The sequence below is a fragment of the Acinetobacter sp. HR7 genome (genome assembly GCF_000773685.1).
Lineage (GTDB): Bacteria > Pseudomonadota > Gammaproteobacteria > Pseudomonadales > Moraxellaceae > Acinetobacter > Acinetobacter thermotolerans.
This window is the reverse complement of record NZ_JPQO01000055.1, coordinates 1-13,278: the sequence shown is the minus strand read 5'-3', so window position 1 is coordinate 13,278 and position 13,278 is coordinate 1. Positions and strand designations below refer to the sequence as shown.

Below are 13,278 nucleotides of genomic sequence, written 5' to 3'. Positions count from 1 at the left end.
TCTGCTAGTCTAGAGCCTTTTTTAAAAACTGGATTACACATTCAGAGATATTTAAAAGCAATTTTCTGCTTTGGAACAGCAGTAAACTGAATTATAAAGAAGCATGATCTGAATTGAATATAAGAGGAGCAGTGATGACGATTCTAAGCGTCGCCAAACAGGGAGAAGCGATTTTGGGGCTAGTGGCAGCACCAGTAGCAGAGACAGAATTTGGTAGTGACTGGTTGTATCAGCTGAACAATGCCTTGATGGAAACTATGCTGGATCGTCAGGGCGTCGGCATTGCTGCACCACAAGTGTATATTTCCAAACGTCTGATCATTGTCGCTTCTCGTTCGAACCTGCGTTATCCAGATGCACCGTATATGGAACCAATCACGATGGTCAATCCGGAAATTTTGCGTGTTTCAGACAGTCAGGTTTTAGGTGAAGAAGGTTGTCTTAGTGTGCCGGATCAACGAGGAAAAGTCGCTCGAGCGCAAGATATTTGGGTACGTTATTACACTTTGGAAGGTGAGTCAGTGGATGCTGAATTTAACAGCTTTGCTGCACGTATTGTTCAGCATGAGATTGATCATCTGAATGGGATTTTATTTAACCAGCGGCTTTCAGATTCAAATACGGATTAAATATCTTTAGGTTGTTTGATCGCAGTCCCATAGGCAAACACTTCCACCATCCCGCCTTGCATGCCCAATTCAGTGGTACTGAGGCGTACGCCCATAATATGGGCCGCACCAACTTTTGCTGCTTCTTTCTTTAAGCGTACGATGGCTTCCCGTCGTGCACGTTCTACTACGCTTTCGTATGTAGTTAGGCGACCGCCCAGAATATTTTGAATCGAGGCGATTACATATTTAAAGTAATCATGCGAAATCACCACATTAGAACTGACCAGTTGGCCTTCAAAAATTGAAGTCGCCATCCGGTTGGATTCCAGGGTGATATAGGCCAGCTTCGCTTCCCATGCATCCAGCTCTTTAAGGTGCTTCTGTTCATAATAGCGGCCAAAACTAAAACCCACCCCGAACAGGATGGCAAAAACTACAATCTGAAAAATCAGATCATTCATGACTTACGCTGCCGGTGGAAAAGGATCAGGGAGCTTCGGTATATTTGGTTCGACCACTACTGCAGTGCCATAAACAAACAGTTCCGAAGCACCTTGAGCAATATTTGAAGTGGAAAAACGAATGCCAACAATCGCATTAGCACCCATCTGCCGTGCCTTTTCAATCATGCGGTTCATGGCTTCCTGACGTGATTCTTCCAAGAGTTCGGTATAAGCCGTCAGCTCACCACCGACAATATTCTTCAGGCCCGCCAGCAGATCGCGACCAACATGCTTGCTGCGTACGGTACTGCCATAAACCACATCGATCTGCCGAGTAATGATGTGTCCCGGTACGGATTCCAGATTACTGAGTAACATGAGCCCAACAGTCAAAAATGATGATGCTATGACGATAGAAAACTGCTGATCAAAAAGCAATAAAAAAGCCCACCAAAGTGAGCTTTTTATTTGAACTATAACTGAATCTTATTGCTGATTGGATTGTTTACGCTCAGCAGTTGAAGGCGGGTATTGCACCACATCAGAAGTGTTAGCTTTTAAGCCGCCACCCAATGATTTATACAGTTCCACCTGGTTATTCAGATTCGCTTGTTCCAGCAATAATAGCCCTTGTTCAGCAGAGTAGGTAGTACGCTGTGCATCCAGAACGGTCAGGTAGCTGTCGATCCCGGCACGGAAGCGGGCATTAGACAGGCGATAGGTTGTACTGGTTGCATCCACTAAACGGCGTTGCGCAGCTAAACGGTCACCGATGTTTTGACGAACAGCAAGTGCATCATTCACTTCACGGAAAGCGGTCTGGATCGATTTTTCATAATTCGCCAGCGCGATTTGCTGGTCGGTTTCTGAAATCTTGATGTTGGCTTTACGAGTACCCCAGTCGAAGATTGGAATATCCAGACTTGGGCCGACTGACCAGACAAAGTTACCTGATTTGAACAGGTCGCTTAAGTCGGTTGAGGCATAACCCGCAGAACCAGTCAGACTGATGGTCGGGAATAAACGTGCACGAGCCGCACCAATGTTGGCACCAGCAGCAGACAGTTGGTATTCTGAAGTGCGGATGTCTGGACGGTTAGTTAACAGGTCACTTGGTAGGCCTGAACCCAACGCAGTGCTGTTGGTAATACGAGTCACACGAGTGGTCGGTAACAGATTCGTTGGAACAGCTTGACCGACTAACAGGTTCAACAGGTTTTGTGCCTGAGCCAATTGAGTCTTGTAGTTCGCCACATCGTTACGTGCAGTTTCTACAGAGATTTGTGCCTGACGAACAGGAACTTCACTGTCGATGCCCACGTCGAAACGTTTTTTGTTGAGGTTATAAGATTCAAGCTGGGTCTGCAGGGTTTGATTCGCCAGTTTCAGGTTGGCATTGGCAAAGGAGTAGTTTAACCATGCCTGAGCCACTTGACTGATCAGGGAAATTTGGGTTGCATCACGCGCGCTTTGCGTTGCCAGATAAGTATCCAGTGCATTGTCTTTCAGACTGCGCACACGGCCCCAGAAGTCCAGCTCATACGCCGTAACACCCAGACCAACGTTATAAGTGGTAGTTGCACCACGGCCTTGGGTGCTCATGGTGTCCTGACGTAAGACGCTGCCGCTGGCACCAATGGTTGGTAAACGGTCATTTTCAGAAATCTGATACGCTTGCTGTGCACGCTGGATATTTAAAGCAGCTGTACGCAAATCACGGTTATTGGCCAAAGCCAGATCAATCACCTGAACCAGACGTTGATCAGCAAAAAAATCTTTATAACCTTGCTCAGCAACTGAGGTACCTGAGGCAGAACCGATATAGCTTTGCGGAATGTCAGCTTGTGCTACGGGCTCTGGGCCACGCATGCTTTGACAAGCTGTCAAAGCAAGCGCAAGTGCAGAAACCGCAATGCCACGACCTGAAACAGACCATACTTTATGCATCACGAGGTTTGCTCCTGTTTATTTTGTTGTTTTGGTTTGTACTTAAAGATCGTTCGGATCCAGACGTAGAACACTGGAATGAAGAAGATACCTAAAAGTGTTGAGCTGATTACGCCACCCAGTACACCATAACCAACCGAGTGTTGGCTACCTGCACCAGCACCTGAAGACAGTGCCAATGGCAGTACACCAAAACCGAAGGCTAAGGTAGTCATGACGATTGGACGCAAACGCATTTTCGCAGCATGCATCGTTGCTTCAAACAGTTCTTCACCCTGTTCCTGAAGCTCTTTAGCAAATTCTACGATCAGGATCGCGTTCTTCGCAGCCAAACCAATCACGGCAATAATTGCCACCTGGAAGTAAATGTTGTTGGACAGGTTCGGATCACCTTTGATCACCAGACCCAAGAAAGTCAAGGTCAATGCACCGACGATACCCAGTGGAACTACCATCAGGACAGAGAATGGAATTGACCAGCTTTCATACAATGCGGCCAGACACAGGAACACGATCAGCAGTGAAAGAGCATACAGGAATGGCGCTTGGGCACCAGACTCACGTTCTTCCAGAGACAGACCAGTCCATTCATAGTCAAAGCCTTGCAAGCCCATAGATGGCAGTTTGGCAATGATTTCTTCCATAGCTTTCATGGCATCACCCGAGCTGACACCTGGTGCTGGAGTACCCTGAATGTTCATGGATGATACGCCATTATAACGTTCAAGACGTGGTGAACCATAGCTCCATTCGCCAGTAGCGAAGGTTGAGAATGGAATCATTTGGCCTTGATTGTTACGTACATACCACTTGTTCAGGTCTTCCGGCATCATACGTGCATCGGCTTCGCCCTGTACATAAACTTTTTTCACACGACCACGATCCAGGAAGTCGTTCACATAAGAACCGCCCCAGGCAATGCTCATGGTGCTGTTGATTTCAGAGATGCTGACACCCGCTGCACCGGCTTGAGCCTGATCGACAATGATCTTGTACTGTGGTGTATCTTCCTGACCGTTTGGACGTACACCCATCAGGCGTTTGTCCTGAGCAGCCATACCCAGTACCGCATTACGCGCAGCAAGAAGTTGTGCATGACCTGCACCGCTTGCATCTTTCAACTGCATGTTGAAACCGGCAGAAACGCCCAGTTCAGGCATCGCAGGCAACTGCAGCGGCATGATGTAAGTGGCATCTTTTACGATCATGTTCAGCGCCATACCACGACCGATAATGGCACCAATCTGTTGTTCAGGGGTAGTACGTTCGTCCCAGTCTTTCAGCTTAATAAACGCCAGACCAGCATTTTGACCGACACCAGTGAACGAAAAGCCGGCGACACTAAACACAGATTCCACGCTTTCTTTTTCCTTGTTCAGGAAGAAGTTGTTCATAGCATCAATGGTTTTTTCAGTACGGTCCAAGCTGGCATTTGGTGGTAATTGGACCAAGGTCATGACCACACCCTGGTCTTCATCCGGCAAGAATGAAGAAGGCAGGCGAGCAAACAGCAGTGCAATCACACCAATCACTACCGCATAAATCACACCAGACACGATCTTATGGTGGGTCATGAAGTTGACGCCACCTTGGTACTTGGTGGAAATGCGTTCGAAACTATGGTTAAACCAGCGGAAGAAACGTGCCGCAGGGCTGTTGCTTTCTGGTTGGTTACGATCATGCTGTTTCAGAATGGTCGCACACAGGGCAGGGGTAAAGGTCAAGGCCACGATCAATGACAGTACCATCGCCGTTACCAGCGTGATCGAAAACTGACGATAAATCACCCCAGTTGTACCACTGAAGAACGCCATTGGTACGAATACCGCAGACAGAACTGAGGTAATACCCACCAGTGCACCAGAGATCTGTTTCATCGACTTTTCAGTTGCCGTCACAGGATCGAGATGTTCTTCACTCATGACACGTTCAACGTTCTCGACCACAACAATCGCATCATCCACCAGCAGACCAATGGCCAATACCATCGCGAACATGGTCAGAGTATTGATTGAGAAACCGAAAATGTTAATGATCGCAAAGGTACCGAGTACCACCACTGGCACCGCCATGGTTGGAATCAAAGTTGCACGCCAGTTTTGCAGGAACAGGAACATCACCAGGAATACCAGGATTACTGCTTCTACAAGCGTGTGTACTACAGATTCAATAGACAGTTTAATGAATGGTGTAGTATCGAATGCCAGTTCATCTTTCATGCCTTGAGGGTAGTTTTTACGCAGTTCTTTTAAACGGTCTTCTACCGCAGCTGCGGTATCCAGCGCATTGGCACCAGTTGCCAGACGGATTGCAACACCACCGGCAGGTTTGCCTTGGAATTTAGACACGAACTGGTAGTTATCGGCACCCAGTTCAATACGGGCTACATCACCCAGACGTACCTGAGCACCACTGCTGGTATTTCTCAGGAAGATATTTTTGAACTGTTCAGGAGTTTGCAGCAGGCTTTGCGCATTGACAGTCGCATTCAGCACCTGGCCTTCAACCTGTGGTGCACCACCTAACTGACCCACCGCGACCTGCGCGTTCTGGGTGCGGATCGCTTGGGCCACATCACTTGGAGTGACTTGCAGGCTGGCCATTTTGGCAGGATCCAGCCAGATACGCATTGCATACGAACCACCGAAGACCTGAACTTCACCCACACCCGGAACACGGCTGAGCGGTTCGGAAATGTTGGAATTGACATAGTCTTTGATGTCGTTTGCAGTCAGGCTCTCATCAGGAGAGTAGAAGGCAACAACTTGCAGGAAGCTGGCACCTGATTTAGTAACGCGGACACCCTGACGTTGTACATCTTCAGGTAACAGTGCAGTTGCAGATTGCAGTTTGTTTTGTACTTGAACCTGAGCGATGTTCGGATCGATCCCTTGTTCGAAGTTCAGGGCAATTGATGCCTGACCGTTACCGGCACTGTTGGATGAAATATAACGCAGACCATCCAGGCCATTCATTTGCTGTTCGATGATCTGGGTCACTGTATTTTCAACAGTTTCAGCAGATGCACCTGGATAGGTCGCAGAAATCGTAACCGTCGGTGGTGCAATGGTCGGATACTGAGCAATCGGCATTTTGCTAATCGTCAAAATACCCGCCAGCATGATGACCAGTGCAATCACCCATGCAAAGATCGGACGATGGATAAAGAATTGAGCCATTCACCTTACTCCTTATGATTTAGCAGCAGGTTTTGGTTCAGCTTGTTTTGCATCGTTCGCTTTTGATGCTGCGCCAGCTTGAGGAGCAGCTTGCTGTGCGGCACCTTGTGGTGCTGCAGCCTGAGGCTGATATGGTTTTGCGACCACTGGTTGTTCAGGTTTAACTTTGGCAATACCATCCACAATCACTTTGTCGCCCGGGTTGAGACCAGCAGTCACAATCCAGTTTTGACCTTGTGTACCCACAGTGGTGACGTTACGGCTTTCAACTTGGCCTTTGGCATTCACCAACATAGCAACAGCCTGACCAGTAGGAGTACGGGTCAATGCAGCCTGAGGAATCAGGTAAGCATTTGGAATTTCACCCTGAACGATTTGTGCAGTGGCAAACATGCCAGGCAATAACAGGTGATCTTTGTTCGGGAATACCGCACGTAAAGTCACTGTACCAGTTTCCGGATTCACGCTGGCATCCGAGAATGCCAGACGGCCTTCAACCGGGTAAACACTGCCATCTTCCAGTTTCAGTTTGACACGCGTGTTGTTGGAGCTGTTCAGGTCACCCTTGCTCAACTGTTGACGCAGACGTAGCAATTCGGCACTAGACTGGTTGATATCGACGTAGATTGGATCCAGACGCTGAATTGTCACCAATGGCTCAGCTTGGTTTGCAGTCACTAACGCACCCGCAGTAATCGAAGAGCGGTTGGTTTGACCCGAAATTGGCGCACGTACAGTTGAATAGCCTAAGTTAATTTCAGCATTACGCAGAATCGCACGGTTCGCGTTCAGGTCAGCTTCTGCCAGTTTCACCTGAGCCACGATATCGTCATATTCCTGTTTAGAAATTGCATTGGTACCTACCAGCTGACGGTAACGGCCTTCTTTGACACGTAACACGCCAAGGTTGGCTTCAGCACGGGCAATTGCAGCGCGGGCATTGTCCACGGTTGCACGGTTGGTGCTGGAATCGATTTCATAAAGTGCCTGACCTTCACGGACATAGCTGCCTTCATTAAATAAACGTTTCAGCACTACACCCGTTGCCTGTGGGCGTACTTCTGAAATCTCAAATGCTGTTGTGCGACCTGAGAGTTCTACAGACTGCTCGACATTTTGTGGTTGTGCAACCAGCACACCCACTTCAGTCGGTGGCATTTGCTGTTGAGCGCCAGCTTGCTGGCCCTCCTTTGGATCTTTGCTACAACCAACAAGTGCAATACTTGTTGCCAATGCGCAAGCAGTCAGGGCAGGTGCCCAAAGCTTTGCAGACATCATTGTTCCACCTCGATGAGATTTTTATCTAAATTTTTTATTTGCTTACGCTTTGTATTTAATGTGAATTAAATACTAAAACGAAACCGAAATAAAACTTATATTCCTACCGGATCACTATTCAATAAGGAAAGATCACGCTACTCCGGACTATCCACACGTTTTTTCCAGTCAGTCAAAAAATATGACTCATGTCTTGTTGGCTGATGAATGGGCTGTGCGACCAGAGGTAGGTCACAAAGACACGGAAAGCACAGCCACCCGAACTTCCTCCATAGAAAAAGTTCGGGTCACTGTGCTCAGGCAATCAGCAGCTGAGATAACCCTGTGAGGGTGATTCCTTCAAGAATTCCGACACATATAAAATTTTCTTTGCCTACTTTTTATACCAAAGCTGGTCAATACACCAGAGCATGGCTAAGAAAAGTAATACAAATGGCATGCCACACCGTATGAATGAGTCTGCGATTTTTTGTTGTGTTTTTGAACAATTTTGCTTTCAGTACTGCTGAATGATTTATTTCATGAATTTTTATTCAAATGAATAAAACAGTGAAATAGAACGCTCAAACATGCTGAAAACCAAACAAAAAATCGACAAAAAGCAACAAGTGCAGCAAGCTTTAAATGCTTGTCCTTTCTAACCGCTATGATACCGGTTAACCGTCTGTTCTGAAGTGTACTTGTCAGTACACTTTTTTTCAAGTGTGTGGTTTTTAAACAAAATCCTTATTTTAAATAAGTATTTGTGTTTTTAAAATCCGAGAAATTATCACTGTTTTAGCCTTTGCTCGTCGTATGATTTTCGTCAATTTCAACCACTTGCTTTGGTGGCCAGAAGAAATCACTTGGACGAGTCAGGAAGTGGGTCATGACCAGTTTGGCCAATGGCTTCCACTGTTCAAAACGCACTCGACGGGCACGTAATGCTACAATAATGGTTAGGGTAAAACTTACAAATAAGTTGGTGAGACCAATGAAAAGCACGCCCAAGAAAGACACAATTATTAAACCAATATCTGGGCCATTGATATTCATCAGGCCTTGAATAAAATTGGCAGACGCAAAGGCAATATGGCGGATATCTAATGGTAGCCCCAGGATATAACCGATGGTACCCATACTGCCAAGCATCACCCCGAAAATAAAGTTACCGCCGAGCGCACCCAGATTTCGTTCCATATATTCGGCAAATTTATTTAGACGTTCCTGTCCCATCAATCTTTTCAGGCGAGTATGCGCTTTTAAACGTGGACCTACCTTACGGTACACCGCCATATTGTCAAAATAACCCGCGAGCAGTCCGGACAGGAACAAACATACTCCGGCAATGGCCGCATGTGGAATTGCCAGTGAAGTAAATGGATTCAAGTCATGTAGCGTCTTGGCTGCTTTGGCATGATTCATTAAGGGTTCATGCATTGCAGCATCCCAGAAAAATGCAATCACAGCTGCAACAGGAATCGCAATCGAGATATTGCCCAGAATTGCCACAAATTGGGTTCGGATGATATTCACAATCAGTGCCGCTAGTTCAGCAATCTGTGCCGTCTTGGACCCTTTACGCTGCTGTACAGTAGAAGCTAGTGCGGCTGCGGTCATCGCAGGCTGTTTGGTAGCAACAGTAAAGTGCAGCACATGAATCAGCATAAAACCGAGTGAATAGTTCATGCTGTAACTAAAGGCCTGCATCAATGGCGCCATAGTGACTCGTGCCATCAAGGTTTTCAGCGTGGCCATAATAGCAATCAGCACACCGGCACCGGCTGCGGCCTTATACATGGCCCAGAAGCCTTCCTTGTCGGTACTTACATAATGTTCACCGGTTTTGGAGGCATTTTCCGTTACCTGTAAGGCCAGTAATTCGCTATTGGTTGCCAGTAGCGAACGTACACTGCGTTCGCTATAGAGAGCTTCGGTAATATCGACCAGAAAATAACCCATAGACAGATAGCGTTGTTGGTCATCCTCCAGAATCATATTCAGTAGAATCTCGATTCGTTCCAGACACTGTTCTAGTAATGCCAGCATATAGGTCAGGCTGACACTTACTCCGATCCGTTTAGTGGAACGGCGGATTTTTGCAACGACATCATGGCATTGTTCTAGCATCACCATGGCTTGAGAAGCATCCGGTAAAGCAACTGAATCAGTCAGATCGGCATGATCAAAGCATTTCTTATATTGCTGAATGAAGTCATTGATCTCACGGTTCTGAATCAGAAACGGCGATTCATATTCCATCAGTTCAGGCTGGGCATTGATAAATTCAGGATGTAAGCCGATCCCACTGATCCGGTAGGACAGAATGGTGAGTGCTTTGATGACTTCGTCCTTGATCCGGGTCTTCTCCAGCTGATTGGAGTGGCCCTGATTGAGGACGCTAAAAAGCTGTTGCCAGTCCTGATCATTGAGGTAATCCAGCCAGTAACGATCACTGCGTTCATGAAAAATGCGGCGTACCAGTTCCTGCAGGCTTTTTTCATCCGGAATCAACGGCAGGATATGCGCGCCAATGCGCTGATTCAGTTGGTTCCAGAAACCGTCTAAGGATAGAATCCCGGTATCGGAGAACAGGCTGGTTTGCTTGTAGCGATTAATTACCCGCAAAACAAAGGTCTGTAGGGTCGTCACCGCATTGGGTGTAATAAGAAGAGATTGTAGAAATGCTTGAAATTTTTCTTCGATTTCTTCCGTATCTTTGCTGTCTCGTGGCCGTATACGATTCACGAGTTCAATCAGCAGGTTTTCATCTAAGGCAGCTTGAGGTTGCTCAAGCTGCTGTTGCATGGTCTGGAATATATCGGAGAATTGAATATGCATAGGCAATGTTGAGATCTATTGGATTCGGTGCAATGCAAGTTTTGCCAGATTCACCAGTGCCTGACGGTATTCCGAGTCTGGCAGTGAATCCAGTGCAGCAATTGCGGCATCAGTTTCTTCAGTTGCACGCTGACGGCAGTAATCCAGAGCTCCTGATTCATTCACAATGCGAATCACCTGTTCGAGGTGATCAGTACCACCAGTGGCGATACTCTTACGCACAATTTCAAAATCATCACCTGAGGTATTTTTTAATGCAGCAATCAATGGCAAGGTAGGTTTGCCTTCCATCAAATCATCGCCGATGTTTTTACCCAACGTTTCTGCATCTGAAGTGTAGTCCAGAATATCGTCAATGATCTGGAAAGCATTGCCGAAATGACCAGCAAACTTGCGTAGCGGCTCACGGAATTCATGCTTATCTGAAAGAATCGCAGCACCTTCAGTCGCCAGTTCAAACAGGCGTGAAGTTTTACCGTGAATAATGTTCAGATAAGTGGCTTCAGTGGTTTCTGGCTGGTGCTGGGATTGCAGTTGCAACACTTCACCTTCGGCAATTTCACAGGTGCCTGTGGAGAAGTCTTTTAACAAGGTCATGTTGTTCAGATCAACCAATAGATCGAAAGCACGTGAGATCAGGAAGTCACCTACAAGTACCGCAGTCTGGTTGTTCCAGGTGGCATTAGCGGTTGGGCGGCCACGACGCAGGCCAGATTCATCCACGACATCATCATGTACCAGTGTTGCGGTATGCAGCATTTCAATAATTGCGGCCAGCTTGCGATGCTGGTCCAGATCTTCTGCACCACAGGCTTTTGCTGCCAGCAGGCACATGATCGGACGCATGCGTTTACCGCCAGCTTCGACCACGTGTTTGCTGACGGCCATCACCAAGGCAACTTTTGACGTGATTCCCTCATTAATAAATGTGTCCATCGCAGCAAAGTCATGTGCCACAGGAGCGAGAATATCTTGCTTAAAGTCGATGGTCATGTGAAAGGGAACCTCTATTCTGGTAAATCTCAAGTCCGTAGTTTAACAATTTATAACATCCGTGACAGATAAGAAACGCACAAACTTTGCTAAAAATCAGCTTTTTAAGATGAATAAAATCAATTAGACACTATTTGGATCACTGTCGTCGCGTACAGATTTACCTTGAATCTCCCCAAATCAGGGAGAAATTGGCTCAGTATACTAATCAAAACTTAGGCCTTAACTCAGTTGATTTTTGTTGCAAGAAATTTCATGAGTCTCTGATTTTTCTAAATTAAGTATATAGTCAATCAGATGCAAAAACACGCAGGTCAGAATTTCAGTAAAATGGCTTGTTGTTTGTTCAAATATCCCTTAAAATCTTTGCCCTTGTATAACCCCCAGTGGCGTTCGTTTTAAGATCGATATATCCCTTTATCGGCACGACGACACGGGCATGTTTGGAGTACATTATGTACGCAGTAATCCAAAGCGGTGGTAAACAGCACCGTGTAGTTGAGGGCGAAACCCTTAAAGTTGAATTATTGAAAGCTGAAACTGGCTCAACTGTTACTTTTGATGACGTGTTGATGCTTGTTAACGGTGACAGCATTCAAATCGGTGCTCCAGTGGTAGCTGGCGCTAAAGTAACTGCAGAAGTAGTTAGCCATGGTCGTCACGACAAAATCCGCATCATCAAAATGCGTCGTCGTAAGCACTACCGTAAACAACAAGGTCACCGTCAATGGTTCACCGAGTTGAAAATTACTAGCATTTCAGGCTAATTACTAGGAGTAATGAGACATGGCAACTAAAAAAGCCGGTGGTTCGACTAAGAACGGTCGTGATTCGAATCCTAAGATGTTAGGTGTTAAAGTTTACGGTGGTCAAACTGTAACTGCAGGTAACATCATCGTTCGTCAACGTGGTACTGAATTCCACGCTGGTGCAAACGTAGGTATGGGCCGTGACCATACTTTATTTGCTACTGCTGACGGCGTAGTAAAATTCGAAGTGAAAGGCCAATTCGGTCGTCGCTACGTATCTGTTGAAGCATAATTCTACAGAAATAAAAAAACCCACAGTTTCTGTGGGTTTTTTTATGCCTGAAAATGGCTGTGAGCAGCTTAAATGTATGATGAAAAATGTATCTTTATCTTCATCATGATGAACAAAATCCGTGATTTTGCATTAATAACAATACAAAACTTCTTATTTTCTATCATCTTAGTTTTTTAAATTGGTTTAAGATGAGACATCAGACAAATTGCGATGATGCAAATACAACAAAGGTGAGATTATGAATATGCTTCGTAAAACTGTATGTGCCATAACGATCGGTGCGGCGACACTGGCACCTGTCATGAGCACAACTGTATTTGCCGCAACTGCAGCGACGGAGCAACAAGCGACGAACAACCTGGTGAAACAGCTCAGCAATATTCACAGCCTGACCGCGAATTTTGAGCAGACCACTAAGGTAACCAATCCTAAAGCCACCCAGAAAAAAGGTTTAAGTGCCCAGCACATGAACCAGACCTTCCGTGGGATAATGAAAGTGCAGCGTCCGGGTAAGTTCTACTGGGAGACTACTTCTCCTGCGAAACAGACCATTGCCACAACTGGTAAAACTGTCTGGATCTATGACCCAGACCTACAACAAGCAGTACGTCAAAGCTTGGATGAACAGGTTGCCAATACCCCAGCATTGTTACTTTCTGGTAATACCAGCCAGATCATGCATGCTTACCGTGTGACTCAACCGAATAAAGGCAAGACTTATTACAAGCTTTATCCAAAAACCAAAGATGGCGCGTTTGAAAGCCTGACCATTAGCTTTGGTGCTAATAAAGCCCCAAGCCTGATGATTCTGGAAGACTCTCTAGGTCAAACCACCTATATCAACTTTAAAAATGTGAAGGTGAATCCAAGCATTCCAGCTTCAACGTTTAACTTTGCACCACCAAAAGGTACCGATATCATTGACCAGTAATATTGGTTTAGATAACCTGAGTTCGATGAAAT

Annotated in this window: 11 protein-coding genes; 4 read left to right on the top strand and 7 right to left on the bottom strand. The window is 46.2% G+C overall.

Annotation, left to right across the window (positions count from 1 at the left end):
• The first annotated feature begins 134 nt into the window (after positions 1–134).
• Entirely contained in the window at positions 135–629 is a 495-nt protein-coding gene (gene def, locus GW12_RS03750; protein ID WP_034583595.1) for a peptide deformylase, read from the top strand.
• Here the strand turns inward: def and GW12_RS03745 are convergent.
• From GW12_RS03745 to sdsA, 7 genes are all read right to left on the bottom strand, one after another.
• Positions 626–1,072, bottom strand: coding sequence for a YbjQ family protein (locus GW12_RS03745; protein ID WP_034583593.1), 447 nt, complete (start codon positions 1,070–1,072; stop codon positions 626–628). The two genes, def and GW12_RS03745, sit on opposite strands and share 4 nt — an antisense overlap.
• Before the next feature lie 3 nt (positions 1,073–1,075).
• Complete coding sequence (locus GW12_RS03740; RefSeq protein ID WP_034583590.1) at positions 1,076–1,432, bottom strand: YbjQ family protein; 357 nt, start codon at positions 1,430–1,432, stop codon at positions 1,076–1,078.
• A gap of 108 nt (positions 1,433–1,540) precedes the next feature.
• A complete protein-coding gene (gene adeK, locus GW12_RS03735) occupies positions 1,541–3,001 on the bottom strand; it encodes a multidrug efflux RND transporter AdeIJK outer membrane channel subunit AdeK (RefSeq protein ID WP_034583589.1) in 1,461 nt (486 codons plus the stop codon).
• A complete protein-coding gene (locus GW12_RS03730; RefSeq protein WP_034583586.1) occupies positions 3,001–6,180 on the bottom strand; it encodes an efflux RND transporter permease subunit in 3,180 nt (1,059 codons plus the stop codon). Before GW12_RS03730 ends, adeK begins: the two co-directional genes overlap by 1 nt.
• Before the next feature lie 12 nt (positions 6,181–6,192).
• A complete protein-coding gene (locus GW12_RS03725) occupies positions 6,193–7,458 on the bottom strand; it encodes an efflux RND transporter periplasmic adaptor subunit (RefSeq protein ID WP_034583583.1) in 1,266 nt (421 codons plus the stop codon).
• Between the two features lie 777 nt (positions 7,459–8,235).
• Entirely contained in the window at positions 8,236–10,278 is a 2,043-nt protein-coding gene (locus GW12_RS03720) for a site-specific recombinase (RefSeq protein WP_034583579.1), read from the bottom strand.
• 15 nt (positions 10,279–10,293) lie between these two features.
• On the bottom strand, positions 10,294–11,271 hold the full coding sequence (gene sdsA / locus GW12_RS03715) for an All-trans-nonaprenyl-diphosphate synthase (RefSeq protein WP_034583576.1): 978 nt from the start codon (positions 11,269–11,271) through the stop codon (positions 10,294–10,296).
• A 455-nt stretch (positions 11,272–11,726) separates the two neighbouring features.
• Here sdsA and rplU point away from each other — a divergent pair, with 455 nt between their 5' ends.
• From rplU to lolA, 3 genes are all read left to right on the top strand, one after another.
• Complete coding sequence (rplU, locus tag GW12_RS03710; protein ID WP_034583574.1) at positions 11,727–12,038, top strand: 50S ribosomal protein L21; 312 nt, start codon at positions 11,727–11,729, stop codon at positions 12,036–12,038.
• Between the two features lie 19 nt (positions 12,039–12,057).
• Positions 12,058–12,312 carry a 50S ribosomal protein L27 gene (gene rpmA / locus GW12_RS03705; RefSeq protein ID WP_004760935.1) on the top strand — a complete coding sequence of 85 codons (255 nt, stop codon included), beginning with the start codon at positions 12,058–12,060 and terminating at the stop codon, positions 12,310–12,312.
• Between the two features lie 241 nt (positions 12,313–12,553).
• Positions 12,554–13,246 (top strand): outer membrane lipoprotein chaperone LolA, encoded by a 693-nt coding sequence (gene lolA, locus GW12_RS03700; protein ID WP_034583569.1) that lies wholly within the window; start codon positions 12,554–12,556, stop codon positions 13,244–13,246.
• Positions 13,247–13,278: the final 32 nt, after the last annotated feature.